Below are 26,425 nucleotides of genomic sequence, written 5' to 3'. Positions count from 1 at the left end.
CGATGACCTCAGCATACAAGAGGCTTTCTTCATACAAGAGGCTTGGCTTCATCGGTCTCGGCGTCATGGGCGAGCCGATCTGCCGCAACCTCGTGACCAAGAGCAACGCCGGCGTGATCACCTTTGATCTCGCGCGCGAGCCGCTCGAGCGGATCGAGTCGGCAGGCGCCGCGATCGCGGCTTCCGTCGCCGATGTCGTCAGGCAGAGCGAATTGATCTTCCTGTGCCTGCCGAGCGCCACGCATGTGCGCGCAGCATTCGAGGGCGACGGCATTCTCGCCCATATCAGGCCGCAACAGATCGTGGTCGATCTCGGCACCTCCTCGGTCAAGCAGACCCGCGACTTCGCCGCGCAGCTGCAGATCAAAGGCGCCGCCTGGGTGGACGCGCCGATCGCGCGCACGCGGCAGGCGGCGCAGGACGGCACGCTGAGCGTGATGGTCGGCGCTTCGCCCGAGCTGTTCGCGGCGATCGAGCCCCTCATCCGCTGCTTTGCCACCGACGTCACCCTTTGCGGCGAGGTCGGCGCAGGGCAGGTCACCAAGATCCTCAACAACATGGTGCTGTTCGAGACGGTGACCGCGCTGGCCGAAGCCGTCGCCGTGGCGCGCCGCAGCGGCGTCGATCCCGAGCTCCTGCTGCAGACGCTGTCGAAGGGCTCGGCCGACAGCTTCGCGCTCCGCAACCATGGCCTGAAGGCGATCGTGCCCGGCGCATTTCCGGAACGCGCCTTCTCGACCGAATATGCGCTGAAGGATTTGTCCTATGCGCTCGAACTCGCAGCCGATGCCGGCGTGGCGCTGCGCGGCGCGGAGCTCACCGGCACCATCCTGCAGGAGGCGATCGATGCCGGCACCGGCAAGGCGTACTTCCCGGTCATTGCGAAGCTGATCGATCGGCCTCTGGACTAAGTGCCCGGGACTAAGTGCCTGCGCCCACGCGATCCGATGTCTGATTCATGTGTCAAACAGCCCAGGCTGACGTGACAACGCCTTCTCGCGACGCAGATACGTCCGAGTCATGCTACCGACATCGCCCTCGAAAAACGAGAGGGCGCAGGGAAGGCCGGACCTCGACTGAGGCCCGTGGCCCGCCTGCAGAAAAAATGCAGGCGGCAGGTACCACAGGTCCAGCCGGACGACCCGGCCTTCCCTGCGCGATGGTTTTAACGGCTGCTTCGCGATCTCCCCGGTGCGCCGGGCTTGTTGGCCACCGTCATCCACGCGATGCGCAAGGCGCATCGTCGCGAACTTGATACCAGCGTCGGGGTATCAGGACCACGCGACTTGACCGTCCGCGTCGAACTTGCTCGCCGGCTCGCCAATGCAGAGCCTCAAGTCCAATGCGTCCACCGCTCCCCGCCGCTACGCCTCGTGACGATCGGCCGAAACGCCCCTCTTCATCGCCGCGGGATAAGCGAGATCATCGTTGTGATTTGCCCGACACGGCAAGGCCAGGAGCGTGCGGCAAACTGGCACGACGGGCAGTTTGGGCATGACGGGAATGCGGAATTGCCCATCGGGTTGGGGGATGTGAGCTCGAGAGCGGATTAGCGGAGCGTCGTCCGCTGGTCCCGTGCGAGTAAGGTGGTGCGTCACGCGCACGAAAAACGGTAAGCTTATGTTCCGTGATCTTGACATTGGAGAGACGAATGAACGTGCAGCGGATTGCCGCCTTTTCCCAAGGAACGAACGGGGGCAACCCCGCAGGTGTCGTGCTCTGCAAAGCCCTCCCTCCTGCCGACCGGATGCTGGCGGTCGCCGCAGAGGTGGGGTACTCGGAGACAGTGTTCGCCGCACCGAACGAGGACGGCTGGCGGGTACGCTACTTTGCTCCTGAGATCGAGGTGCCGTTCTGCGGGCACGCAACAATCGCGCTTGGGGCCGCGCTTGCTCTTGCCCATGGCGACGGAACCTTCGCGCTTCAACTCAACAACACGCGGATCACGGTAACGGGATGGCAGAATCCCGAGCTTATGGCGGCCTTGCAATCACCGCGCACGCGCAGCGAACAGGCGCCGAAGGAGTTGGTCGAGACCGCACTCAGCCTTTTCTCGTATACCGTTGCTGATCTCGACCCACGGCTGCCTCCCGCAATCGCTGAGGCTGGTGCTCGGCATCTCGTGCTAGGCCTGACGAGCCGCCAGAAGCTGGCCGCGATGCACTATGACCTAGAGCAAGGACGGCGGCTCATGATTGCAGCGGGGATCGTTACCATCAGTCTCGTCCATGCAGAAACCGATACGCTCTTCCGTGCCCGCAATCCATTCGCAGCGGGAGGCGTCTACGAAGACCCGGCGACGGGAGCCGCAGCGGCGGCCCTCGCGGGATATCTTCGCGATCTTGGATGGCCTCATGGTGGTAGGATCGAAATCCTACAGGGGGAGGACATGGGTATGCCGTCGCGGCTACAAGCCGAGATCACCTCTGAACCCGGTGCGAGCATCCGGGTGTCAGGAGCAGCTCGGCAGATGTAGCCGGCGAAGCGCTGATCACAGTGAGACCCAGCGCACTCCGCAAATCGCGTGCGAGTAACGTGGCGGGTTACACGACCGCGACCAGACCGTAGGGTGGGCAAAGCGATAGCGTGCCCACCATTGATCATTGCATTGATCCCTCCATTGATCGTTGGGCGATATGGTGGGCACGGCGCTTCGCGCCTTTGCCCACCCTACGGGACCGCGGCCGAACGTAGTCACTGCAATCCGCTTCGCCACTTCCACCGCTATCGTCCCGGCCTTGAGTCGGACTCATGTTCCAGAGGCGCTTGTGATGCGCGAGCTGCCGAACTCATCGTAGCAGCAACAAAGGTCGGTGGTTATGGATCCCCGCTCCGCGCGCAATTGCGCGCTAGGCGGGGACGACAGCGGCGTTCGGATTCCTGGATTGCTCCGCTTGCGCTCGCAATGACGAAGGAGGCGCGGTCTCATCTCGCAACCTCGGGATTTCCGGGTTCGGCGCGTTGCGACCGCCCCGGAATGACGGGGGAGGTGAGAATCTGCGGCTCAACGCAGCTCGACCGCGGCGCCCTTCTTCACGTGAGCTCGTAGGGCGGGTTAGCGGAGCGTAACCCGCCAATCCCGTGCGAACAGCGTGGTGGGTTAGGCGATCGCGAACGACACTCCGGGCCGACATCAAAATGCTTGGCGCGGCCGCTAACCCACCCTACGATCTGAATATGCTGGAGTTGCGCACGCGACTAGGCGTTCGCCTTTACTCATGGCTGCGCCGGCGCTCGCTTCAGCGCCGTATCAGGCACATCCGCCGATCAGGCAGCTCTCGGCTTGTTCACCGTCTCGATGCGGTCGAGAATCTTGCCGAGATCGCGCTTCGCGACCTGAATGTCGTAGTCCGTCTGCAGATTGAGCCAAAGCTGAGCCGTCGTGTCGAGCGCCTTGGCGAGCCGAAGCGCGGTGTCTGCCGTAATGCCGGTCTGCTCACTGGCAATCCGCTCGATCCGGGTCCGAGGCAAGCCGCACACCTTGGCGAGAGCACCCGCCGACATCCCGAGCGGAACGAGGAACTCTTCCCGCAGAACTTCACCGGGATGCATGGGCTTGAGCTTGTTGGTCATTGCGTCCCTCCTAATGATAATCCACCACTTCGACCTCCGCGGGCCCTTCGGCCGTCCAAACAAAGCACACCCGGAATTGGTCGTTGATGCGGATCGAATGTTGTCCCTGGCGATCCCCCGCCAGCGGCTCGAGCCGATTGCCGGGAGGCGATCTCAAATCGGCGAGATCGGCCGCAGCATTGAGGTAGCGGAGCTTTCGGCGCGCCACCTTGACCAGATCGGATGGAAAGCCCTTTGGACTCTCGCCGTTGAAGACGGCTTCAGTGACTTTGTCCCGGAAGCTTCTGATCATATCGTCAATGTATCATTTGATGATACATGTCGTCAAGTGAACGTCCTAGGGAGCATCTCCGACGACGGTGGGCACGGCGCTTGGCGCCTCCGCTCTTCGAGCGGCTGCGGGACGAGTGCGACCGCCCCGGAATGACGCAGGGCTATCGCATATGGCGTCAAGCAGGGGCGGGGCCTCATGGTTCCCCCGACGATGCGTAGCATCGTCTGGAGACGCGCGGCAGCATTTGCGCCGTTCGCGACGGCCTCGCTATCGCTCGGCCTGCTCGGGCGTGCCGCGCCCTCACCATGAGGGTCTACGATTTCGCCGCGGAAAATGCCCTCATCGTGAGGAGCCCGCCGCAGGCGGGCGTCTCGATGGATGGCCGCAAAGAAGACTGCCCGAAGCTATTTCCGGCCATATGCGATAGCTCTGCGAATGACGGGGAGCGATGCGAGCGGCCGCCGCTCAACGGAGCTCGACTGCGGCGCCCTTCTTCACGTGGGCGCCGAGGAATTGGGCGTCCCAATTGGTCAGGCGGATGCAGCCGTGGGATTCGGTCTTGCCGACCTTGGAGGGATCGGCGGTGCCGTGGATGCCGTAGCCCTGGCCGACGGAGAGCCCGATCCAATAGGAGCCGACCGGATTGTTCGGCCCGGGCTCGATGGTGAAGGGCTTGCGCGCCTTCACGCCCTTGAACTTGTAGTTCGGATTGTATCGATAGGTCGAGTTGGGATCGGCCGAGGTCACCTTGTAGTTGCCGACCGGGGTCGGCTTGTCCTCGCTGCCGACGGTCGCGGGGAAGAACCCGAACAGGTGACTGTCCGCATCATAGGCCTGCACCGCGCCTGCATTCTTGTCGACCGCGAGCTTGGTCACCTGCGGCACCTTCTCGTCCGGCTTCAGCACATTGGCGACGAAGATCTCCTCGCCCGCTTTGTCGAAGGATTTGCCCGGGTTGAGCGCGGCCAGCAGATCCTGGCTCATGTGAAATTTTTCGGCCAGATCTTCGCGCGGCGAGGTGTAGCCGAGCGAGGGCAGGCGCTTCATCCGCTCCATCTTCTTCGGCAGCGAACGGACGAACGGCCCCTTCAGATCCTGCTTGGTGATCTGATAGCTCACGATGGCCGGCGCCTGGTCCTGCTGCATCAGCGCGGCCCACAGCTCCGGCGTCAGCTTGGCGCCGCTGTCGAGCCCTTTCGACGCGGCAAAGGCGGCGAGCGCCTTCTTGGCGTTGTCGCCGAACCTGCCGTCGATCTCACCCGGCGAGACATGGGTGCGGTCGAGGATGACCTGCGCGCGGATCGCGACCGGATCCATCTTCTCTTCGCCCGGGCCGCGCTTGCGCAATTCGGCGGTATTGACGTCATCCGGCTTCAAGGTGGCGGCGCCGGCCGGCACGGCGGCCAACACAGCGAAGAGAACCGCAATCCAAAGCCGCACCATCAGAGACACCCGAAGAAGAACCAAGCCGCCATCGCGGCATCAACGTCATCACGACCGGAAAGTTCGTAACGTCGTCCCACCGGGTGTCCCGCGACCGATAGCAGACGCGCGCGGGCCGGGCCAGCTGCCCTGTCCGGTCCTGATCTGTCGCGCGTGCCGGCCGTCACGTTCAGCGCTCTGTTAGCTATCTGTTTCTCGCAAGGCGTCGTCAGGGAACCGGCCGGCCTGCGCTCCAGCTTGGCTTTCGAAATTGTTCCACGCTTTGCCGCTCGCTATTCCCACCGCGGAAGCGTAGGCTTTGGCATCAGCGGATTCCAACGGGCATCCATCAGTGACTGAGCGTGGCGTGCGCTCCCGCCAAGGAAGGGGAGCGTCTATTGTCTCGGTTTCGCTTGATCGAATGGATCGTGCCGCCAGTGGTTGTCCCGCCGGCCCTTCTGCTTTCGGTTATCGCAGCGGCCGCCTGACATGGCTAACACGACGACACGGCCGCCCCTGGTCAGTCGAAGCGATCAATCGGGCTCGGTCAAATTCGGTTGCCCCACGGCAGCGGCAGCCCTGAAGAAAGCGGGAGAGCTCCCGGAACAGGCCCGCGCGGGGGTGAGAATATGCATGCCGCGAGGTCCGGATCCTGCTTTCCGATGAGTTCGATCAGCTCGACGGATGGCGAATGCAGCAGGCCACGGTAGCAATGGCGCAAGGTCGGCAATGAACGCAAAACCCTTCAAGACGGCGTATGAGCTCGCGGACATGATCGTCGAACGCGCGAGCATCCTTCACGGTCCGTGGCCTGCAGGAATGACGCTGTTCATATTTGACGACGCCTATGGGTGGAGCGCGAGCATCAGCCGGCCGGTTTCCGAGTTGGACGATTTCTATCGCAGCCGCACGCTCGATCTCATCGCGACGCTCAGGTCCAGATACGATCTGCGCTCGCCTCGCCTTTCATCGGCTGATGATCTGTTCTGACTTTGGCCGATTTTGCATTCAGCTTCGGTCATCTCAATCCCGAAGACAGCCTACGTAGCAAACGGTCGACAGAGGCCATCGGGAAGCCACGAAGCAGAGAGGAAAAGATCAAGGCAATTGCCGCGGCGCCCGGTCGGAAGGCCGCTGCCTTGCAGCCAAGCTTCGCCTCGGCCATCAAAAAATGAAAATGGCTTGCACCATTATCTGATGCATCGTCGGACGGCTATGGCCACCTCCGCTCGCGTGGAGTCATGCTATACATGTAGGGATCGGCAAGACTGCCCTTGCCGTCACGAAGGAGCTTGCCTTGGTCGTACAAGCTCAGACAATCGGCCCGCACGCGATGCTCGTAGTAGGTCCGATCCTCCCAATACAGCATTTCAGCGATGTCGCTTGCGGTCAGCTTTAGCCGGCGCTTCCGCCTCAACAAGTCGAGAATATCATCTGCAACGGACATTGAGGCCTTCTGTGAGATTGCAGTACCATTTCCGACGATCCTGTCCATGGAACAAAGTCGCCACGAACGCCCTGAGCACGCAATCTTCACGCATCGTTCAAGCGAACGAATAGAACGAGTGCCAGTCGTCAGCAAGGCTCCTGGAGGGGAGCGCTGCCTGCACGCACAAGATTCTAGGCAGGCCGCTGGCTGATCCTTGCGAGTGCACGGCGTTCTTCGTCCGTCAGCCGCCAATTCTTGCACTGACTGCAAAGCTGCCAGAGAACATCGTATAACTTGCTTCGAGCTACCTCGACGATTTCGGTGTCGTCGAATTCGCGCGAATTAAGAAATATCGGCGAGGTAAACGTGGTCTGACGGCCATCGAATTGAAACGTCAAGCTGACGTCCTCGCCTCGTTCGTTCGTTCGTTCGGCGAGATCATCTCGATACGGGCGATCTTGATCTTGAACATATCCATGTTCTCAGTCCTCGGGATCGACTGTGAACCGGTCTATCCGTTCAAGACATGAGGCTCGGCGATTGCGCTCTTCTGCGTGTCAGCACCATGCCTTCGATGATGCCGAGCATGACGGAACTGGTGTTCTTGCGATTTCTGCATCGATCTCCGGTACAATTGCTGCTTTGCTTGATCCGCTGACCGTTCATTGAACTCCGTTCTCTGATGAGGACCCATTCACATGCTTCGATCGTCCGGCGGGAGCCTTGGCGGCGCCGGCCAGCCACGCGAACATGTCGTTTCCCGCCTCCAAAGAACCTTGTGCGAAGCGCATGGCGCGCTCTCTTGGTTGACCGCCTGTGCCGCATCAGGTCCGCAACCTTGGCCTCATCGGCCATCAAAAAGGAAGAAGCCGATAGTCATGACGGCTGGCCTGGATATCTCACAGGTTCGAGCACATCGGGGCTCCGAAATCACTAAAACTTATTGTGGCGCAACGACTTTGCCGTGATCCAAGGAGAGCCCCGACGGCGACGGAATGTGCCGCGGATATGTTTGAATTTGAAGCGGTCGAAGGTCGCATGGTGGGCGCGGGCTTCGACGGAAGCGCGATCACATCGGACGCGGGCGGGTTGCTGCCGGGCGCGGCGGATCGAGCGATCCGGACGGCGGAGAGGTCGCTACGCTCGCAATGACGCCTGCGTGAACGTCATGGCCTCTTGCTGCGACCAATAGCGACGGATCGGGTCGGGTGGCCGATGGCGCGCGCGTCTGCTATCGGTCGACGCTCCTCGCCGACAGGACCAGGCTCGTATGGGACATTCCGCGTTTGCCGCCGCCTCGCGCAGATTTTCGGCGCTCAAGTTTTCAGCGCTTGCGGCCGCCAGCCTCTTCAGTCTGGTCCAAGCAGCCGCCGCCGCTGAGGAGCGAGATGCGCCGAAGGGCGCAGCCGTCACCGTGCTGAAAGCCGCGAAATCCTGCTTCGACGATACGGTCGAGGTCTCCGGCCTGGTGCTGGCCCGCGACGAGACCGCGGTGCGGCCGGACCGGCCGGCCCTGAAGGTCGCCGAGGTGCTGGTGGACCCCGGCGATACGGTCAAGGCAGGGCAGAATCTCGCCCGGCTCACCGCGCCCGACGGCGGCTCGACCATGATCCAGGCGCCCGTGGCCGGCACCATCGCCACCTCCAGCGCGACGATCGGCGCCTTCGCTTCAGGCCGCGGCGAGGCGTTGTTCACGATCATCGCCCGCAACGAATATGACCTGGTCGGCCTGGTGCCGAGCGCCGAGATCGGCAAGGTCGCGGCCAACCAGAGCGCCAGGCTCCACATCGTCGGCGCCGGCGACTTCGACGGCAGCATCCGCCGCGTGGCACCGACCATCGAGCCCAACAGCCAGCTCGGCCAGGCCTTCATCGGCATCAACAGCGACCAAAGGCTGCTGATCAATTCGTTCGGCCGTGCCGTGATCAAGATCGGACAGAGCTGCGGCATCGCGGTGCCGCTGACCGCGGTGCTCTACGATCCCGCAGGCACCGTGGTGCAGGTGGTGAAGCAGCAGCGCGTGGAGACCAAAGTGGTCGAGGTCGGGCTGATGGCCGGCGGCCAGGTCGAGATCCGCAGCGGGCTCAACGAAGGCGACGTGGTGGTGGCGCGCGCCGGCGCGCTGTTGCGCGAAGGCGATCCGGTGAGGCCGATCATGGCGGGTGCGGAGGCAGCGGCGTCGAAATAGGCGCGGTCGATGGTCACGCGGCGGCGGACACTCGAGTGTCGCTGATCGACGAATTCAGATCGACTAATCAGGTGCCGGCGTTGGCGTTCGTCTCGGATCCGAAGCGGACCTCTTCCTGCAGCGAGGAGGAGACCGAAGGCACCTGCTCGCCTTCCGAGGCGCGGGAGACCGCAACGCGGGTCTTGTTGAACACGGCTTCCGCGGGCGCGGACTTGCCGTCGAGATTGGCGAGCAACTCGGTGACGAGCACGCTGTTCTGCCCCTTGGAGTCGTCGACCACCTTGCCCGGCGTCGCCGAGGACAGCACCAGCGCATTGGCCGGCGCGTTGATCGGGGCAAGACCGTGCGAGTAGGCGCGGAAGCGCCGCTCATAGGGATTGCGGCGGGAGGCATCGATCACCGCCAGCTTGGCGCGCGCGCCCTGCTGCGCCATGGTGTCGAGCAAGGCCTCGATGCTGACGCCGTCGCGGCGCACGTCGCGCTCGTTCCAGATCTTGGCATCGACCGGGATCATGTAGCTCTCGCGGCCCGCCTGGATGGCGTAGCCGCCGAAGAACAGCATCACCACCGCGTTCGGCTTGACCTTCGCCTTCAGCCGCTCGACGGCACGGCCCAGATCGTCCTTGCTGGCATCCTCGATCACGTCGACATCGAAACCGTCGCGGCGCAGGGCGAGGGTGAGCGCACGCGCATCGTTGATCGGCTGCGTCAACGGCGCATTGGCATCCGGATAATGGCCGTTGCCGATCACCAGCGCGAGCCGCATGCCGTTGTTGGCGGGCTCCACACGCTCGGTGGTCGCCGCATTGGCAGCTTCGAGCGGACGCTTGTTCAAGGCAGCATGCGCGCCGATCGCCAGCGACACCGTGCCGAAGAGGACGGCGGCGATCGCGACCGAACGGCGAGAGAAGGAAGTCTGCCTTGCTGTCATCACGTCAATCCTGTCAGAGCCGGTTGCCCGGAGGCAAAAATCCGTCAGTACCAATGGTGCGCACGCATTGGTCGCGCCCAGGCTGCGGAGCTTTGAGGAGTTGCGGGACGATGTGTCGTCGGATTGTCCGCAATTTGCGGCGCCGCAACGCGCACAGCCTTAGCTCGATCGGCCCGGCCGGGCAACCTGCAATTCCCGTTGATTTTACAAGCATTTGAAAATTCATAAGAATTTAACCATCCTGGCGTTCTCTTGAGCCGACTCCCTTAGATTTCGAGGGTGTCATATTGCCGTTAAACCTCGCGTTCCAATTGTGACGTCGGTCACATTTGTCTTTCCTCGGACGCCATGCCAAGCTTGCGCCAAGAGCGCACGGCTGACGCAGCGGTTACGCGGATGGCGGTGTCCGCCGGACGGCCATCCCAAGAAGACAGCCCGATGAACCTGCACGCCTTCGCCGGTGCCGCCTATCGCGCCCTGACGGCCCGCAAGGACGGCCCGTCGCTCTATGACGTCTGCGACCCGGTGTTGAACCATCCGCGCAGCGGCGATCCGCACATCGCGAATTTCTACCGCACGGCCATCGGCAATCCGGCGCTGCGCACGCTGCTGCGACGCAGCGGCCTGGCCGAGCTGAAGGATTCCAGCCGAGTCAACGCGCTGCGCCAGGCTTTGGTTCAGGCCCGCGACGACGAACAGCCGGATTGGGAGACGGTCGGCCTGCCGGTCGCCGCCCTGATCGACAGTTTCGAGCTGCGCCATCCGCAGCCGCCGGCCGCAAGCGAAGCCTGCAAGCTGCCCGCCGCCGGTGAAATCGAGCGCGTGATCCGCGCCTGCGGCGCCGATCTGCTCGGCTCCTTTGCCCGCAACGGCTTCATCCCGACCTATGCCGCCTTCAACCTGATCGGCGACCCCGACCTCAAGGGCCGCGAATTCCTGATGGCGCTGACCGGCCTCAACTCGCGCGGCTACAAGAACTCGACGCTGCTCTTCAACCTCGCCCGCGTCTTCATCGCGCGCTCGCCGGCCGCAGGCATCGTCAATCCGTCATGGCGCGGCATCGCCGAACCGATGTGGGCGCCGGTGCAGATCCGGCATCGCTCGGCCTATTACGATGCGTTCTTCACCGAGGCCCTGCTCGCCTTCGTCGAGACCGGATTGCCATCCGCCGCGCAGATCGCCTCTGCGCGCGGCGCCATCGCGGCGATGGTGGAGTTCTGCCTGAAGACCAGCCGCGAACAGGTGCGCGGCGCCGATGGCACGAGCTACGACGTCGTCACCGCGCTCGCGCCGGCGCCGCATCCGCGCTTCTCGCGCTTCTTCGCCCAGATCAAGCAGGATCTCGGCTTCGGCATCTATGTGCCGGATTGCGACACCACGGCGTGCTCGATTTCGGCAGCGACGCAGGCCGGCGCCGATGATCCGATGCTCGAGCAGCCGCTGGTCGATTTCTACGCCGGCTATCAGGTGCGCGCGGGCAGCAACGAGCCGCGCGTCACAGTGCCGATCAACGACGATATCGATTATGACGGCGGCATCGCCACCTGGATCGACAGCCTCGCCGGCGAGCGGCCGTTCGGCAACGATCTCGACCCTACCCTCAATCTCGATGTGCTCGAAGTCTCGTTCCGCAATCTGGCGCGCTGGAAGATCCTGGAGACGCGCGAGCGGCTCGAGACGGTCAAGCGGATCGTCGCCTTCCAGCTCCGCCTCGTGGTCAGCGGCGACTTCGCCGATCCGCGCTCGCACATCTACTATCTGCCGGAGCTCTATTGCGCCTATTTCGGCCGCTGCTACGCCGCCTTCATGGCGCTGCCCGCGCCGGCGCGACAAGCGATCGATCCGGACGGCGCCTTCGGCCTGATCCGCGCGCGCGTGCTCGCCTATGTCGAGGACGACCTGATCGGCCGCGAGATGAACGTGTTCGACGCGGCGCTGGCGCTGATTGCGCTCGGCCATCTCGGCGGCGCGACCGCGAGCTTCGTGCCCGCCCTGCATTGCATCGTCACCCGGTTCGGCGAAGGCGGCCGTCGCCATCCCTACCGGGCCTATGAATGGAACAAGATGAAGACGCCGACCCGTATCCTGGTCGGCGGCCCCGAGGTGACCTCGGCCTTCGTGCTGATGGGCCTCGCTTTGGCGCGGCGGGCGATGGCACGGTGATCGCGCTTAAAGAACCCTTTACGCTGCGCTGAAGCCGGGGGCTGGCATCGCGCGAAGTTGAGGGAGAGTCCTCACAAGGAACTGGCGCGAGGGCTGGAACCGCAGCACAATCCCAGTCCGCGTCACCATTTCGGATGCACGGCCCGGTTCATGTTGATGAAGATTGCTCCTACGCTATTGCTCGTTCTGCTGCCCTCGCTGGCCTCCGCCGCCGACATCAGCGGCATACCCAAGATCCGCCAGGCCGATCTGGTCCAGATCGGCAATGCGCGCATCCGGCTCGGCGGCATCGACGCGCCATCGACCGACCAGCTCTGCATCAGCAACAAGAGCGAACGCTGGACCTGCGGGATCGCCGCGCGCGACGAGCTGATCAAGCACGTCGACGGCAAGAGCTGGACCTGCCATCCTCGCCAGGTCGACCGCCGCGGGCGCCAGATCGCGCGCTGCGAGGTCGACGGCGAGGACATCCAGAAATGGCTGGTCGCCAACGGCTGGGCGCTGGCCTATACGCACGTGTCCAAGGACTACGAACCCGACGAGCATGCGGCGCGCGAAGCCAAGGCCGGCATGTGGCAAGGCGCGTTCATCGCGCCCTGGGATTGGCGCGTGCGCAACAAGAAGACCGCCATTCTCGGCGCCACCAAGCCGCCGGACAATGCCAGCGCCGTGCTGCTCGCCTCCGCCTCCGGACCGGTCGCGCCCTCGCCCGATTGCACCATCAAGGGCAATGTCAACGGCGCCGGCGAATGCATTTATCACACGCCGTCGAGCCGCTGGTATGCGCAGATCAAAATGCGGATCGCCAAGGGCACCCGCTGGTTCTGCTCGGTGGAAGAGGCGGAAGCCGCAGGATGCCGTGAGACGCGGCGCTGACCTCGGCGGCGACGCGGCGCGCGAATGCCAGCCCCTCGTCAACTCCGGCTTTTCTTGAGCGACCGCGACGCGTAAAACCAGCGCGGCCCGATCCGGGTTATGCGGGCCCCGTCACCTGAAACTTGCAAGGACAATCGCAATGACCGTTCGCGCGGGCCGGGAATTTCTGGCCATCCCCGGACCCACCACGATGCCCGACGAGGTGCTGCAGGCCATGCACCGGCCGGCGCTCGACATCTATTCGGAGCAGATGGTCAATCTGACCGACAGCCTGATGGCCGATCTCGGCAAGCTGTTCGCGACCAAGGGCAAGACCTACATCTACATCGCCAACGGTCATGGCGCCTGGGAAGCCGTGCTCTCCAACGTGCTGTCACGCGGCGACAAGCTCTTGGTGCTCGAAAGCGGACGCTTTGCGGTCGGCTGGGGCCATGCGGCGCGCGCGATGGGCGCCGAGGTCGAGGTGCTCAAGGGCGACTGGCGTCGCGCGGTGCGCCCGGCCGAGGTGGAGCAGCGGCTGCGCGCCGACAAGGACCACAGCATCAAGGCGATCGTGGTCGCGCAGGTCGACACCGCCTCGGGCGTGGTCAACGACATCGAGGCGATCGGCAAGGCGATCAAGGCGGCCGGCCATCCGGCGCTGTATATGGTCGATACGGTGGCTTCGCTGGGCTGCATGCCGTTCCAGATGGATGGCTGGGGCATCGACGTCGCGATGTCCGGCTCGCAGAAGGGCCTGATGACGCCGCCCGGCCTCGGCTTCGTCGCCGCCAATGCGCGCGCGCTCGAGGTGCATAAGAAGGCCAATCTGCGCACGCCCTATTGGGACTGGAGCGAGCGCGAAGGCGCCGAGCACTACCGCAAATATGGCGGCACCGCGCCGGTGCATCTGTTGTTCGCGCTGCGCCAAGCCATCGACATGCTGTTCGCCGAAGGACTCGAACATGCGTTCCGGCGCCACCGCCTGCTCGGCGAGGCCGTACGGCGCGCCGTCAATGTGTGGAGCGAAGGCCAGGTGCTGGGCTTCAACATTGCCGAGCCGTCGGAACGTTCCAACACGGTGACCACCGTGCTGGTAGGCGGCGGCTATGACCCGGAGATCTTGAAGCGCTACTGCAAGGAGCAGTGCGGCGTCGTGCTCGGCGTCGGCATCGGCGACCTGCAGGGCCAGGCCTTCCGAATCGCCCATATGGGCCACGTCAACGCGCCGATGGTGTTGGGCACGCTCGGCGTGATCGAAATGGCGCTGATAGCGTTGAAGATCCCGCATGGCAGAGGCGGCCTCGATGCCGCCATCCAATGGCTCGGCGCGAATGTCAGCCCCACCGGCGAAAGCCCGTTGTAAAGGGAACAGATGAGCAAGACCTCCGAACAGGCGCCGGTGGCGCCGCGCCGCCCGCATTCCTTCACCCGCCACGGCATCACCGTGGCGGACGACTACGCCTGGCTGAAGGATGCGAACTGGCAGGAGGTGCTGCACGATCCGTCGCAGCTCGATGCCGACATCCGCCGCTATCTCGAGGCGGAGAACACCTATGCGGACAGCGTGCTCGGCCACACCGCGCCGCTGCAGAAGAAATTGGTCGCGGAGATGCGCGGGCGTATCAAGGAGGACGATTCCTCGGTGCCCTCGCCGGACGGCCCTTACGCCTATTTCCGCAAATTCCGCGAGGGCGGCCAGCATGAGATGTTCGGCCGCATGCCGCGCAACGGCGGCGCCGAGCAGATCGCGCTCGACGGCGACGAGCTGGCCAAGGGCCACGACTACTTCAAGTTCGGCGGCAGCCGTCATTCGTATGACCACAAGCTCGTGGCCTGGAGCGCCGATATCAACGGCTCGGAATATTTTTCGATCCGGGTGCGCGACTGGGAGAGCTGCAAGGACCATGACGACCTCGTCGAGGAGACCGACGGCGGCGTGGTCTGGACGCTCGACTGCAAGAGCTTCTTCTACGTCAAGCTCGACGACAATCACCGTCCCATGCAGGTGTGGCGCCACCGGCTCGGCACGGCGCAGGCCGACGACGTGCTGGTCTATGAGGAGCACGACACCGGCTGGTTCACCCATGTGCACGAATCGACCTCCGGCCGGTTCTGCGTGATTGCCGGCGGCGATCACGAGACCTCCGAGCAGCGGCTGATCGATCTCGCCAATCCCGACGCGCCGCCGCGGCTGGTCGCAGCGCGCCAGAGCGGCGTGCAATATTCGATCGCCGATCGCGGCGACGAACTGCTCATCCTGACCAATGCCGACGACGCAATCGACTTCAAGATCGTGACGGCACCGCTGGCTTCGCCCGAGCGCGCCAATTGGCGCGACCTCATCCCACACCGCGCCGGCGTCTATGTGCTCGACCACGATCTCTATGCGGGTCATCTGGTGCGGCTGGAGCGCGCCAACGCGCTGCCGTCGATCGTGATCCGCGACCTCACCAGCGGCGAGGAGCACGCGATCGCGTTCGACGAGGCCGCCTACTCGCTCGATGCGATGGGCTCCTACGAGTTCGACACGACGACGCTGCGCTTCTCCTACTCGTCGATGACGACGCCGTCGGAGGTCTACGACTACGACATGGTCACGCGCACCAGGACCTTGCGCAAGCGGCAGGAGATTCCATCCGGCCACAACCCGGCCGACTACGTCACGACCCGCATCATGGCCAAAGCGCATGACGGCGCCGAGGTGCCGATCTCGCTCCTGCGCCGGCGCGACTTCGTGCAGGACGGCAAGGCGCCGCTGCTGCTCTATGGCTACGGCTCCTACGGTCACGCGATCCCGGCCTCGTTCAACGTCAACCGGCTGTCGCTGGTCGATCGCGGCTTCGTCTATGCGATCGCGCATATCCGCGGCGGCACCGACAAGGGCTGGGGCTGGTATCTCGACGGCAAGCGCGAGAAGAAGCCCAACAGCTTCGAGGATTTCATATCCTGCGCCCGCGCGCTGATCGCGGCCAACTACACCAGCGAGAAGCGCATCGTCGGCCATGGCGGCAGCGCCGGCGGCATGCTGATGGGCGCGGTCGCCAACCGCGCCGGCGCATTGTTCGCCGGCATCGTCGCCGAAGTGCCGTTCGTCGACGTGCTCAACACCATGCTCGACGACACGCTGCCGCTCACCCCGCCGGAATGGCCGGAATGGGGCAATCCGATCGAGAGCGAGAAGGACTTCCGTGCCATCCTGTCCTACTCGCCCTACGACAACGTGGCGGCAAAGCCCTATCCCGCCATTCTCGCAATGGCCGGACTGACCGATCCCCGCGTCACCTATTGGGAGCCGGCCAAATGGATCGCGCGGCTGCGCGCCACCATGACCTCCGGCGGCCCGGTGCTGTTGCGAACCAATATGGGCGCCGGCCATGGCGGCGCCTCGGGGCGCTTCAACCGGCTCGACGAGGTCGCGATCGTCTATGCGTTTGCGTTGTGGGCGGTGGGGCTGGCGGACAAGAACGCCTGATGGGCGGAGAGACCATGGACATCCGCCTCGATAGCCTGATTACCGGCGCGGAACGCGCGCAAGGCGCGGTCGTTATCATCGATGTGTTCCGCGCGTTCACCACGGCCGCCGTGGCGCTCGCGCGAGGCGCTACGAAGATCATCATGGTCGACACCGTCGAGGAAGCGCTCAGGTTACGCGCCGCCGGCGTCGGCCAGATCTGCATGGGCGAAGTCGGCGGCCATAAGCCCAACGGCTTCGATCTCGGCAATTCACCGTTCGACGCCTCACAGGCGCTGCTCGACGGGATCACCGTCATCCAGCGCACTAGCGCCGGCACCCGAGGCATCGTCGCGGCCAAGCAGGCGACGCAGCTGTATGCAGGATCGCTGGTGACGGCGAAGGCAACCGCGCAAGCCGTCACAAGACATGCGCCTGCTCGGGTCTCGCTGGTGGCAATGGGTATGAACGGCGAGATCCGGACCGACGAAGACGAACTCTGCGCCATCCACCTGCGCAATCTGCTGCAGGGCAGACCGGGCTGCATTGCTGGCACGCGCAACGTCATTCTGGCGGGCCCTCAGATCCCAGATTTTCGCGATCCAGCCAAGCCGCATCTGCATCCCGAAGATCTGGATATCGCCATCGACATTGACCGCTACGACTTCGCTGTGCGCATTTCGAAGGAAGACGGCCGGCTGGTGGCGCGGAGAGACCTTTCACACCTTGCAGCCTGACAGTTTCATCGCCCGCGGAGCATCGAGGCGCGGAAGCAGATCGCATGCCGACCTATCGCAAAGCCGATTTCCCGGTTCGCAATGTCCGGCGCTTCCTCGAGCCCGGCCCGGTCGTGCTGGTCAGTTCCGCCCATAAGGGCCAGACCAACATCATGACCATGGCCTGGCACATGATGATGGAGTTTCAGCCGGCCCTGATCGGCTGCTGCATCTCATCGGCCAATCATAGCTTCGAGCTGATACGGAAGAGCCGGCAATGCGTGATCAACTTGCCCACGGTCGATCTCGCCGACAAGGTCGTCCGCATCGGTAATTCGTCCGGCCGCGACATCGACAAGTTCACCGCGTTCGGCCTCACGGCCGCACCCGCCGAGATGGTCGCAGCGCCGCTAATTGCGGAATGCTACGCTAATTTCGAATGCCGGCTGGCCGATACGAGCTGGGTCACGAAGTACAACGTCTTCGTGTTCGAAGTGGTGAAGGCACACGTCGCGACCAGGCCGAAGACGCCGAAGACGATCCACTATCGCGGCGACGGTGAGTTCATGATCTCGGGTGAGGAGACCCGGAAGTTCAGGAAGCTGTTTCGGCCGGAGATGTTGTGAGCTCTGCTGAGGCGCGATCAAGCCAGCACCAGCACCGCTGTCGTCTCGGGCGAAGACCCGGGACCCATAACCACCGTAGCCGATAGGGAGCACGAAGGAACGGCGTTCTGCGTAAGAACTACGCCCTGGGGTTATGGGTCCCGGGTCGGCGCGCTGACGCGCTTGCCCGGGACGACGACGGAGTGAATGGCTATCGCCCGTTCCTCTTCCGCCAGGCTGCAAAGTCAGTCGGCGTTTGCGTATCCGTGGCAGGATAAAGCCCGAGAATCGAGCGGCCCTTCGCCACCTCCTCCGCGACGAAATCTTCGAACGCGGTCATCTCGAAGGTCTCATCAGCGATCTCGTCGGCGAGATGGGCCGGAATGACGATGACGCCATCGGCATCGCCCAGGATCACGTCGCCGGGGAACACCGGCGCATCGCCGCAGGCGATCGGCCCGTTGATCTCGATCGCATGATGCAGGGTGAGATTGGTCGGCGCGCTCGGCCGCTGATGGAAGGCGGGAATGCCGAGCTTGGCGATATCGGCCGCATCGCGAAAACCGCCGTCGGTGACGACGCCGGCGACGCCGCGCTGCTTGAGCCGGCTCACCAGGATCGCACCCGCCGAGGCCGCCCGCGGATCCTTGCGGCTGTCCATCACCAGCACCGCGCCGGGCGGGCAATCCTCCACGGCCTTCCGCTGCGGATGGCTGCGGTCGCGAAACACCTCGATGGTGTTGAGGTCCTCGCGCGCCGGGATGTAGCGCAGCGTGAAGGCCTCACCGACCATAGTGGGCTGCTCCGGGTTCAGGGGATGAACGTTCTGGACGCATTGGATGCGCAGGCCGCGCTTGAACAGCGCGGTCGCGACGGTGGCGGTGGAAACGGTCTTGAGCTTGTTGCGGGTGACGTCGCTGAGTTTGGTCATGTCCTGCTCGCTGCACTCCCCTCCCCCTTGCGGGGAGGGCAACCGGCCGTGTTCGCGGCCGGCTTCGTTAGGAGACGCCGAAGCAGAGCTTCGGCTATGGGTGGGGGGCCACATCGGTGGTGTCGCCTGGGGCTACCCCCTCCCCAGCCCTCCCCCACAAGGGGGGAGGGAGCGCACCGCGGTTGGGGCGAGAACACTGCCTCGCCGCGCAACGAACTAATAAATCGCCGGCTCGCCCACGGGCGGGCCGAAGCCGGTCTCGAGGAAGTCGAAATCGCAGCCGTCATTGGCCTGCTTGATGTGGCGGGCGAACATCCAGCCATAGCCACGTTCGAAGCGCGGCGCCGGCGGGGTCCATTCGGCCCGCCGACGCGCAAGTTCTTCCTCGGACACATCGAGATCGATGGTGCGCGCGGCAACGTCGAGGTTGATTAAATCCCCGTTCCTCACCAAGGCAAGCGGCCCACCGACATAGGCCTCCGGCGCGACATGCAGGATGCAGGCGCCGTAGCTGGTGCCGCTCATGCGCGCGTCCGACAGACGCACCATGTCGCGCACGCACTGCTTCACCAGCTTGGTCGGGATCGGCAGCATGCCCCATTCAGGCATGCCGGGACCGCCTTGCGGCCCCGCATTGCGCAGGATCAGCACATGGTCAGGCGTGACATCGAGATCGGGATCGTCGATCGCCTTCTTCATCGACGGATAATCGTCGAACACCAGCGCCGGCCCGGTATGCTTGAGGAAGCGCGGATCGCAGGCTGACGGCTTGATGACGCAGCCATCGGGCGCGAGGTTGCCCTTGAGCACCGCGAGCGCACCTTCGCGGTAGATCGGATTCGAGGCCGGACGGATGACGTCGTCATTATAGACTTCGGCATCGGCGATGTTCTCGCCGAGCGTCTGCCCGTTCACGGTCAAGCAATCGAGATGAAGGTGCTCGACGATGCGGCTCATCAATGCGCGCAAGCCACCCGCATAGTAGAAATCTTCCATCAGATAGGCGTCGCCGCTCGGCCGGACATTGGCGAGCACCGGCACCTTGCGGCTTGCCGTCTCGAAATCGTCGAGCCCGATGTCGGCGCCGGCGCGGCGCGCCTGCGCGATGACATGGATGATGGCATTGGTCGAGCAGCCCATCGCCATCGCCACCGCGATCGCGTTCTCGAACGCCGCACGGGTCTGGATCTTCGCAGGCGTCAGATCCTCCCACACCATCTCGACGATGCGGCGGCCGCACGCCGAACTCATACGGATGTGCTCGGCATCCGCGGCCGGAATCGAGGACGCGCCCGGCAGGGTCATGCCGATCGCCTCCGCGATCGCGGTCATGGTGGAGGCGGTGCCCATGGTCATGCAGGTGCCGTGGCTGCGCGCGATGCCCGCCTCCATCGTGTCCCAGTCTCTTTCGGACAATTTCCCTGCCCGCCGCTCGTCCCAATATTTCCAGGCATCCGAGCCCGATCCGAGCGTCCTGCCCTTCCAATTGCCGCGCAACATCGGCCCGGCCGGCAGATAGATCGCGGGCAGGTTCATGCTGGTGGCGCCGAGCAGGAGCGCCGGCGTGGTCTTGTCGCAGCCGCCCATCAGCACGACACCGTCGATCGGATGGCTGCGCAGCAGCTCCTCGACATCCATCGCCAGCATGTTGCGATAGAGCATGGTGGTCGGCTTCAGCAGCGATTCCGAGAGCGATAGCGCCGGCAGCTCAATCGGCAGGCCGCCCGCCATCAATACTCCGCGCTTGACGTCGTCGACCCGCGACTTGAAATGCATGTGGCAGGGCTGCGCATCGGACCAGGTGTTGATGATCGCGATCAGCGGACGGCCTTTCCACTCCTCCTGCGCATAACCCATCTGCATCACGCGCGAGCGGTGGCCGAAGGATCGAAGGTCGTCGGGTGCGAACCAGCGCGCGCTGCGCAGTTCCTCGGGACGCTTGCGTGAGCCGCTCATGATGGACGTCCTCCCCTGTCATCCCGGCTGCTTCTTGACGGCCGAGCCATAGATGCACTAATGCATTAGTACATCTATGGCAAGCACCGCGGCGAAGCATCGGACCATGGCCCCTCCATCGGCGGCACCACGCCCTGCCATCCCATCAAGATCGAGCAACAACCGGCTCGACCGCAGCCGCCGGGCGGCGCCGCAAGTGTTCGAGCGGTTGCGCGACCTGATCACGAGTTTGACCCTGCCGCCGGGCACGCCGCTGTCGCGCGCGGAACTTGCCGCGGAGTTCGGCTTGAGTTCGACCCCGATCCGCGACGCCCTGATGCGGCTGGCCGAGGAAGGCCTGGTGGACGTGTTTCCGCAGCATGCGACGCTGGTGAGCCGGATCGACGTCCGCTCGGCCGAGCAGGCGCACTTTCTCAGGCAGGCGCTGGAGCTCGAGATCGTGCGGCTGCTCGCGCTCTCGCCGGATGCCGACCTCGTGGCTCACCTGTACGACCTGATCGCGCGGCAGCGGGGCTTTGCCAAGAACGGCGACCTCGAATCCTTCATGGCCGCGGATAACGAATTCCACGCCGCACTCTATGCCGCAGCCGACAAGCGCGAGCTTTGGGTGCTGGTGCGCAGCCGCAGCGGCCATATCGACCGATTGCGGCGGCTGCATCTGCCGTCGTCCGGCAAGGCGCAGGACATCCTGCGCCACCACCGCCTGATCGCCCGATCGATCGGCGAAGGCAGACCAGACGAGGCGCAGATGCATCTGAGGGTCCATCTCTCCGGCACGCTGAGCGACCTCGCCAGGATCCGCGACCTTCACCCCAATTACCTCGCGGGATCCCCCCCCGCTGCGAGTCGCTCGCAAGGCGGTCCCGCGGACGGCTAAATGCTTGCAGCTCGCCACGATTTGGGCAAAGCTTTTGCAACTGCCCGTTGGTGTACCAGCCGAATCGGGATGAGGGGCCGTGGCAAAGATACTGGTCGTAGATGACGACCTGGTCATTCCGCCGACGATCCGGCGGGCGCCGGAGCAGGCGGGGCATGCCGTTACGGGTTGGCGAAGACGGCCAAAAGGCATTGTCCGGATTTCGAACTGAGGACTTCGATCTGCTGGCGCTCGACACGTTCGTGGATAGGTTCATGGACGGGCATCAAATGGTGCGACGAATCGTGAAACGACGCCCCGATGTCCCGATCATCATGACCTCCGGCCGGCGGCACACAGCGGACTCGCTCCCGGAGGCGGATTATCGTACCATGGTCATGAAGCTCGCTGCCGTATCCGCTCTGCCAAAACAGTTCAAGCCGGCGACGCTACTGGCACTGATTGCCGACGGCCTCGCCTCCGCCAGCCCCGCTGGCAATTGCAAGCCGGGTCACGATGCTCTTCCGAATTCCTGACGCCCAGAGCAGCTCGCGGGACCAGCCGTCGACGCCAGGGACGCACCGTCCAGGCGTCGTTGCGGCTTGGCAGCGGATGGCCCTGACGACCCGGCTCGCCGTCGCGATGATCCTCCTGGTAGCGATTGCCGTGTTCGCCGTTGGCTGGTTGGGCTATCGCAGCCTGGAGCAGGGATTGTTGCCGCGCGCGCTGGATCGCGTCGAAGCACATGCACGGCTGATGGCCACCGAGCTGGAATCCTATGTCGGCGGCGCGCGCAACGATCTTGCGAGCTATCGCGCCGACCCGAGCATAGCGACGCTGATCCGCACCATGATGGCTGGCGGCCTCGATCCGCGCGAAGGGCTCTCGGCCCAGTCCTGGCGCGAACGGGTGGCGCTACGCTTTTTTTCCGAACTGCAGGCCGAGCCCACCTACGCCATGTTCCGCCTGGTCGGCCTGGAGAACAACCGGCGTGAACTCATCCGTGTCGACCGTCTCGGGCCGAACCACAGCGTCCGGATCGTTCCGGAGGGCGAGCTGATCGAACGCGGCGACCGTCCTTACATCAATGAGACGCTGCGCCTCGCGCCCGGGCAGATCCGCATCTCGCCGGTGATCTTGGACGGCAACACGACCGACCCGAAGACCGGCGTTCCGATGCTCTGCGTCGGAACGCCCGTCTTCGCGCCGGATGGCAAGCCGTTCGGCGTTCTCATGATCGACGTCGACATGCGTCCGATCTTTGCGCATCTGCGGGCGGCCGCCCGCCCGGGAGCGCAGCTCTATGTGGTCAACGCGCGCGGCGACTATCTCTTCCATCCGGATTCGGACCGCGAGTTTGCCTCCAAGCGCGGCAACTCCACGAAATGGCAGGATGACTTTCCCTCGCTCGCTGCCGCAACCGGCACGACAGAGACGTTTGCGCGCATTATCCATGACGCGCACGGCAGACCGGACGGGATCGCCTTCGCGCCCGCCTTGCTCGCAGGCCAGGAATGGGTGGCCGTCATCGAAACCATTCCAAACACCACCTTCATGGGTCCGGCCGTTGCCATTCGCAAAACCGCTCTCGGCGTCGGTCTCATCGCCATGCTCTGCGCGGCCGCGCTGGCGTTCCTCGTCGCGCGCTCGCTGACGCGGCCCATCAATCAGCTGACCGCGGCGATCGAGGGCATCGGCCGTGGCGAGGCCGTGGCCATTCCCGTCGAGGCCGGCGGCGAAACCGGCGTGCTGGCGCGCGCCTTCGCCCGCGTCATGGAGGAGGTCCGGGCCAAGACCGCCGAACTCGAGCGCGAGGTGCAGGAGCATTACCTGACCGAGGCCGCCCGCGACCATTTCGCGGAGCGCGAGCGCCTCTACAGCGCCGCTGTCGAATCCTCCAGCGATGCGATCCTCACCGAATCGCTCGACGGCACCATCACCGGCTGGAACCCGGCTGCCGAGCAGGTGTTCGGCTACTCGGCCCAGCAAGCCGTCGGACGCAACATCGACTTGATCCTGCCTGCCGACCGGATCTGCGAGGGCCGGGACATTCTGGCGCGGGTCGGCCGCGGCGAGCGCATCCAGCAATACGAGACGATTCGGCTCCGCAAAGACGGCTCGCCGATCCAGGTTTCGCTCAGCATCGCGCCGATCAAATCACCGTCCGGGCAGATCACCGGCGCGTCGATGATCGCCCGCGACATCACCGAGAGCCGCAGGACCGAACAGGCACTGCGCCAGCAGACCGAAGAACGGCGCCGCATCTTCGAGAGCTCGCAGGACCTCATCCTGATTACCGACCGCAAGGGCATGCTGGTCCAGGTGAGCCCGAGCGCGGAAACCATCCTGGGCTATACTCCGGCGGAGATGATCGGTCGGAGCGCCGCCGATTTTCTTCATCCCGACGATCTCAAGAAGGCGCGCGGTGAGATGCGCGCCTCGCGCCGGGGCCAACGCGCGCGAGGCTCTGACTCCCGCTACATGCACAAGGACGGCCGGGTCGTGACGCTGTCCTGGACGGCGAGCTGGTCCGAACCGGTGCAGCGGCATTTCTTCATCGGCCGCGACATGACCGAAAGCCGGCTTGCGCAGGAGACCCTGCGCGAGAGCGAGCAACTGGCCCGCAATATCGTCGAGACCGCGCTCGACGCCTTCGTCCAGATCGACGACAGGGGCAGTGTTCTCAACTGGAATTCACAGGCCGAGAAGATCTTCGGCTGGCCGCGCGCGGAGATCCTGGGCAAGGACGTCTTCGACCTGATCTCCGTCGATCAGGACCGCGACGAACTCCGAGCAGCGCTCGGGCGGGTGCTGCTGACCGGCGGCAGCGACGGGCTCGTCGGCGGCCGTCGCCGAGAGATTATGGTGCGCCGGCGCGACGGCCGGGAATTCAAGGCCGAATTGAGCGTCACGGCCCTGAAGACCCGCAGCGGGTTCGTGTTCAACGGATTCTTCCGCGACCTCACCGACAAGATCGCCGCGGAAGAGCGCATCCGCCAATCGGAGAAGATGGAGGCGATCGGCCAGCTCACCGGCGGCATCGCCCACGACTTCAACAACATCCTGACTGTCATCACCGGCACGATCGAGATCCTCGCCGGCGCCGTCGCCAAGGAGCCGCAGCTCGCCGCGATCACCAAGATGATCGACGAGGCGGCGGGACGGGGCGCCGCCCTGACCCAGCAATTGCTGGCCTTTGCGCGACGGCAGCCGTTGCAACCGCGCGAGATCGACATCAACACGCTGGTGATCGATACCGCCAAGCTGCTCCGGCCGACCTTGGGCGAGCAGATCGAAATCGAATCGGTGTTCCAGGACGAGAGCTGCGTCGCCCATGTCGACCCCAACCAGCTCGCGACCGCCATCATCAACCTGGCGCTCAACGCCCGCGACGCGATGCCCAACGGCGGCAAGCTGATCCTGGAGACCGGCTGGGCCGACCTCGACGAGACCTATGCCAGCCTGTACGACGACGTCCGGCCGGGCCGCTATGCGATGATCGCCGTCAGCGACAGCGGCACCGGAATTCCCTCGGCCATCCTCGACAAGGTGTTCAACCCGTTCTTCACCTCCAAGGGCCCGGGCAAGGGAACCGGCCTCGGACTTTCGATGGTCTACGGTTTCGTCAAGCAATCCGCCGGGCATATCAGGATCTACAGCGAGGAAGGCCACGGCACCACGATCAGGATGTATCTGCCGCCCGGCCGCAGTGGTGTCGCCGCTGCTGCGAAGGCAACCTCGCTGCCGATCGAGGGTGGCAACGAAACGATCCTCGTGGTCGAGGATGACCGCCTGGTGCGCGGCTACGTGCTCGCGCAACTGCATTCGCTCGGTTACGCCACCCTGGAGGCTGCGAATGCGACCGAAGCGCTGTCGATCGCGCGCTCCGGCGAGCCGTTCGATCTGCTGTTCACCGACATCATCATGCCCGGCTCCATGAACGGACGTCAGCTGGCGTCCGAGATTCAGCAGCTCCGGCCGGGCCAGAAGGTGCTGTTCACCTCCGGCTACACCGAGAATGCCGTGGTGCATCACGGCCGGTTGGACTCCGGGATCCTGCTGCTCGCCAAGCCTTATCGCAAGTCGGAACTTGCCAGGATGATTCGCAAGGCGCTGGCTGCAGAGGCGAGAGTCGAGACGTAGGAGCCGACCTGGGAGAGCCGACGCACGTTGGCGTGCCGGAGGCTTGGCTCCGGCTCAGGAGGCGCGCGAGGCCGTCATGACGATGCGGATCAGGTCCGCCGCATTCCGCGCGCCGAGCTTCTTCATGATGTTGGCGCGGTGATCCTCGATCGTCCGCGGGCTGATACCGAGCGTGCGGCCGGCTTCCTTGTTCGAGGCGCCGGCGGTAAACTGTTCCAGCACTTCGCGCTCGCGCCGGGTCAGCGGCTCCCGCCCGGGGAAATGCAGCGAGCCGATCTTTGGATTCGCATTCTCCTTTTGCCGGCGGGCAAAGGCGCCGATCGCCTCGTTCAGCCGCTCGACAATTTCACTGCCGCGGAACGGCTTCTCGATGAAGTCGAGCGCGCCGTTCTTGATGGCATTCACCGCCATGGCGATGTCGCCCTGCCCGGAGATCATGAAGATCGGCGCCGGATAATCCTCGCCATGGAGTTCCTTGAGAATATCGAGCCCGGATTTTCCCGGGATATGCACATCGAGCAGGATGCAGGCCGGCGTCCTGGTTCTGGCAACCGCCAACAACGCAGCGCCGTCCGCAAAGCAGATCACGTCATAGCCGCCGGCCGACAAGACCATCGACAGGGTATCACGCACGGCAGGGTCGTCATCGACGACAAAAATCTCACCCCTGGAAGTTGTTTGTTCAGCCATGTGCGATCACTCGGCATAGAGAGCAGAAATCATAGAAACACGTTTTATGATACCATACTCCAATGGCGTTTTGTGCATCCGTATTCGTACGGCTCAGAACCATAGCCCACAAGTAGTAGCGGGCGGCCGACGAATGCCCCAGGGAGAGGGGAATATCGGAACCGGCGGTGCCGGGTGTCGTGATGCTGCCTTGCGAGAACCGAAGTTCCAATTCCGCAACCTCCGACGTGCAGACCCCT

General features: G+C 64.4%; 21 protein-coding genes. 13 read left to right on the top strand and 8 right to left on the bottom strand.

The window, feature by feature from the left end; genetic code table 11:
- Positions 1–2 precede the first annotated feature (2 nt).
- Both QX071_RS05080 and QX071_RS05075 read left to right on the top strand, forming a co-directional pair.
- A complete protein-coding gene (locus QX071_RS05080) occupies positions 3–911 on the top strand; it encodes an NAD(P)-dependent oxidoreductase (RefSeq protein ID WP_315701967.1) in 909 nt (302 codons plus the stop codon).
- A gap of 740 nt (positions 912–1,651) precedes the next feature.
- Positions 1,652–2,476: a PhzF family phenazine biosynthesis protein gene (locus tag QX071_RS05075; RefSeq protein ID WP_315701968.1), complete on the top strand. Its 825-nt coding sequence runs from the start codon at positions 1,652–1,654 to the stop codon at positions 2,474–2,476.
- Positions 2,477–3,267: 791 nt separating this feature from the next.
- Here the strand turns inward: QX071_RS05075 and QX071_RS05070 are convergent.
- From QX071_RS05070 to QX071_RS05060, 3 genes are all read right to left on the bottom strand, one after another.
- The gene (locus tag QX071_RS05070) at positions 3,268–3,573 is read right to left on the bottom strand and encodes a HigA family addiction module antitoxin (protein WP_315701969.1); all 306 of its coding nucleotides are present in this window, start codon (positions 3,571–3,573) and stop codon (positions 3,268–3,270) included.
- 10 nt (positions 3,574–3,583) lie between these two features.
- Entirely contained in the window at positions 3,584–3,865 is a 282-nt protein-coding gene (locus tag QX071_RS05065; protein WP_315701970.1) for a type II toxin-antitoxin system RelE/ParE family toxin, read from the bottom strand.
- A 447-nt stretch (positions 3,866–4,312) separates the two neighbouring features.
- Positions 4,313–5,290, bottom strand: coding sequence for a L,D-transpeptidase (locus tag QX071_RS05060; RefSeq protein ID WP_316171379.1), 978 nt, complete (start codon positions 5,288–5,290; stop codon positions 4,313–4,315).
- Between the two features lie 708 nt (positions 5,291–5,998).
- Between QX071_RS05060 and QX071_RS05055 the strand changes: the two genes are divergently transcribed.
- Positions 5,999–6,259: a hypothetical protein gene (locus tag QX071_RS05055; protein ID WP_315701972.1), complete on the top strand. Its 261-nt coding sequence runs from the start codon at positions 5,999–6,001 to the stop codon at positions 6,257–6,259.
- A gap of 223 nt (positions 6,260–6,482) precedes the next feature.
- Here the strand turns inward: QX071_RS05055 and QX071_RS05050 are convergent, their stop codons facing one another.
- A complete protein-coding gene (locus tag QX071_RS05050) occupies positions 6,483–6,716 on the bottom strand; it encodes a hypothetical protein (protein WP_315701973.1) in 234 nt (77 codons plus the stop codon).
- Positions 6,717–7,968: 1,252 nt separating this feature from the next.
- Between QX071_RS05050 and QX071_RS05045 the strand changes: the two genes are divergently transcribed.
- Entirely contained in the window at positions 7,969–8,886 is a 918-nt protein-coding gene (locus QX071_RS05045; protein WP_315701974.1) for an efflux RND transporter periplasmic adaptor subunit, read from the top strand.
- Between the two features lie 67 nt (positions 8,887–8,953).
- Here QX071_RS05045 and QX071_RS05040 read toward each other — a convergent pair whose 3' ends face one another.
- A complete protein-coding gene (locus tag QX071_RS05040; RefSeq protein ID WP_315701975.1) occupies positions 8,954–9,817 on the bottom strand; it encodes a caspase family protein in 864 nt (287 codons plus the stop codon).
- 438 nt (positions 9,818–10,255) lie between these two features.
- Here QX071_RS05040 and QX071_RS05035 point away from each other — a divergent pair, with 438 nt between their 5' ends.
- From QX071_RS05035 to QX071_RS05010, 6 genes are all read left to right on the top strand, one after another.
- Complete coding sequence (locus QX071_RS05035; protein WP_315701976.1) at positions 10,256–11,980, top strand: hypothetical protein; 1,725 nt, start codon at positions 10,256–10,258, stop codon at positions 11,978–11,980.
- A gap of 150 nt (positions 11,981–12,130) precedes the next feature.
- The gene (locus tag QX071_RS05030; protein ID WP_315701977.1) at positions 12,131–12,856 is read left to right on the top strand and encodes a thermonuclease family protein; all 726 of its coding nucleotides are present in this window, start codon (positions 12,131–12,133) and stop codon (positions 12,854–12,856) included.
- A gap of 139 nt (positions 12,857–12,995) precedes the next feature.
- The gene (locus QX071_RS05025; protein WP_315701978.1) at positions 12,996–14,201 is read left to right on the top strand and encodes a pyridoxal-phosphate-dependent aminotransferase family protein; all 1,206 of its coding nucleotides are present in this window, start codon (positions 12,996–12,998) and stop codon (positions 14,199–14,201) included.
- A gap of 9 nt (positions 14,202–14,210) precedes the next feature.
- Complete coding sequence (locus tag QX071_RS05020; protein ID WP_315701979.1) at positions 14,211–16,310, top strand: S9 family peptidase; 2,100 nt, start codon at positions 14,211–14,213, stop codon at positions 16,308–16,310.
- 14 nt (positions 16,311–16,324) lie between these two features.
- The gene (locus QX071_RS05015; RefSeq protein ID WP_315701980.1) at positions 16,325–17,026 is read left to right on the top strand and encodes a 2-phosphosulfolactate phosphatase; all 702 of its coding nucleotides are present in this window, start codon (positions 16,325–16,327) and stop codon (positions 17,024–17,026) included.
- 44 nt (positions 17,027–17,070) lie between these two features.
- Positions 17,071–17,631 carry a flavin reductase family protein gene (locus QX071_RS05010; protein ID WP_315701981.1) on the top strand — a complete coding sequence of 187 codons (561 nt, stop codon included), beginning with the start codon at positions 17,071–17,073 and terminating at the stop codon, positions 17,629–17,631.
- Positions 17,632–17,821: 190 nt separating this feature from the next.
- Here the strand turns inward: QX071_RS05010 and QX071_RS05005 are convergent, their stop codons facing one another.
- Both QX071_RS05005 and araD read right to left on the bottom strand, forming a co-directional pair.
- Positions 17,822–18,541 (bottom strand): ribonuclease activity regulator RraA, encoded by a 720-nt coding sequence (locus tag QX071_RS05005; RefSeq protein ID WP_315701982.1) that lies wholly within the window; start codon positions 18,539–18,541, stop codon positions 17,822–17,824.
- A gap of 216 nt (positions 18,542–18,757) precedes the next feature.
- A complete protein-coding gene (gene araD / locus QX071_RS05000) occupies positions 18,758–20,497 on the bottom strand; it encodes an L-arabinonate dehydratase (RefSeq protein WP_315701983.1) in 1,740 nt (579 codons plus the stop codon).
- A gap of 106 nt (positions 20,498–20,603) precedes the next feature.
- Between araD and QX071_RS04995 the strand changes: the two genes are divergently transcribed.
- The 3 genes from QX071_RS04995 (at position 20,604) to QX071_RS04985 (ending at position 25,496) form a co-directional block, all read left to right on the top strand.
- Positions 20,604–21,374, top strand: a complete 771-nt coding sequence (locus tag QX071_RS04995; protein WP_315701984.1) for a GntR family transcriptional regulator — start codon at positions 20,604–20,606, stop codon at positions 21,372–21,374.
- A gap of 155 nt (positions 21,375–21,529) precedes the next feature.
- Entirely contained in the window at positions 21,530–21,889 is a 360-nt protein-coding gene (locus tag QX071_RS04990) for a response regulator (RefSeq protein WP_315701985.1), read from the top strand.
- On the top strand, positions 21,870–25,496 hold the full coding sequence (locus QX071_RS04985) for a PAS domain S-box protein (RefSeq protein ID WP_315701986.1): 3,627 nt from the start codon (positions 21,870–21,872) through the stop codon (positions 25,494–25,496). Before QX071_RS04990 ends, QX071_RS04985 begins: the two co-directional genes overlap by 20 nt.
- Positions 25,497–25,550: 54 nt before the next feature.
- Here QX071_RS04985 and QX071_RS04980 read toward each other — a convergent pair whose 3' ends face one another.
- Positions 25,551–26,186 carry a response regulator transcription factor gene (locus QX071_RS04980; protein ID WP_315701987.1) on the bottom strand — a complete coding sequence of 212 codons (636 nt, stop codon included), beginning with the start codon at positions 26,184–26,186 and terminating at the stop codon, positions 25,551–25,553.
- Between the last annotated feature and the right edge of the window lie 239 nt (positions 26,187–26,425).

This window comes from Bradyrhizobium sp. SZCCHNS1022 (assembly GCF_032484835.1).
Lineage (GTDB): Bacteria > Pseudomonadota > Alphaproteobacteria > Rhizobiales > Xanthobacteraceae > Bradyrhizobium.
This window is presented reverse-complemented; position numbering and strand designations above follow the sequence as displayed.

Coding starts and splice junctions, on each gene's coding strand:
- QX071_RS05080 (WP_315701967.1), top strand. CDS start 3: ATGACCTCAGCATACAAGAGGCTTTCTTCATACAAGAGGCTTGGCTTC.
- QX071_RS05075 (WP_315701968.1), top strand. CDS start 1,652: ATGAACGTGCAGCGGATTGCCGCCTTTTCCCAAGGAACGAACGGGGGC.
- QX071_RS05070 (WP_315701969.1), bottom strand. CDS start 3,573: ATGACCAACAAGCTCAAGCCCATGCATCCCGGTGAAGTTCTGCGGGAA.
- QX071_RS05065 (WP_315701970.1), bottom strand. CDS start 3,865: ATGATCAGAAGCTTCCGGGACAAAGTCACTGAAGCCGTCTTCAACGGC.
- QX071_RS05060 (WP_316171379.1), bottom strand. CDS start 5,290: ATGGTGCGGCTTTGGATTGCGGTTCTCTTCGCTGTGTTGGCCGCCGTG.
- QX071_RS05055 (WP_315701972.1), top strand. CDS start 5,999: ATGAACGCAAAACCCTTCAAGACGGCGTATGAGCTCGCGGACATGATC.
- QX071_RS05050 (WP_315701973.1), bottom strand. CDS start 6,716: ATGTCCGTTGCAGATGATATTCTCGACTTGTTGAGGCGGAAGCGCCGG.
- QX071_RS05045 (WP_315701974.1), top strand. CDS start 7,969: ATGGGACATTCCGCGTTTGCCGCCGCCTCGCGCAGATTTTCGGCGCTC.
- QX071_RS05040 (WP_315701975.1), bottom strand. CDS start 9,817: ATGACAGCAAGGCAGACTTCCTTCTCTCGCCGTTCGGTCGCGATCGCC.
- QX071_RS05035 (WP_315701976.1), top strand. CDS start 10,256: ATGAACCTGCACGCCTTCGCCGGTGCCGCCTATCGCGCCCTGACGGCC.
- QX071_RS05030 (WP_315701977.1), top strand. CDS start 12,131: ATGTTGATGAAGATTGCTCCTACGCTATTGCTCGTTCTGCTGCCCTCG.
- QX071_RS05025 (WP_315701978.1), top strand. CDS start 12,996: ATGACCGTTCGCGCGGGCCGGGAATTTCTGGCCATCCCCGGACCCACC.
- QX071_RS05020 (WP_315701979.1), top strand. CDS start 14,211: ATGAGCAAGACCTCCGAACAGGCGCCGGTGGCGCCGCGCCGCCCGCAT.
- QX071_RS05015 (WP_315701980.1), top strand. CDS start 16,325: ATGGACATCCGCCTCGATAGCCTGATTACCGGCGCGGAACGCGCGCAA.
- QX071_RS05010 (WP_315701981.1), top strand. CDS start 17,071: ATGCCGACCTATCGCAAAGCCGATTTCCCGGTTCGCAATGTCCGGCGC.
- QX071_RS05005 (WP_315701982.1), bottom strand. CDS start 18,541: ATGACCAAACTCAGCGACGTCACCCGCAACAAGCTCAAGACCGTTTCC.
- araD (WP_315701983.1), bottom strand. CDS start 20,497: ATGAGCGGCTCACGCAAGCGTCCCGAGGAACTGCGCAGCGCGCGCTGG.
- QX071_RS04995 (WP_315701984.1), top strand. CDS start 20,604: ATGGCCCCTCCATCGGCGGCACCACGCCCTGCCATCCCATCAAGATCG.
- QX071_RS04990 (WP_315701985.1), top strand. CDS start 21,530: ATGCCGTTACGGGTTGGCGAAGACGGCCAAAAGGCATTGTCCGGATTT.
- QX071_RS04985 (WP_315701986.1), top strand. CDS start 21,870: ATGCTCTTCCGAATTCCTGACGCCCAGAGCAGCTCGCGGGACCAGCCG.
- QX071_RS04980 (WP_315701987.1), bottom strand. CDS start 26,186: ATGGCTGAACAAACAACTTCCAGGGGTGAGATTTTTGTCGTCGATGAC.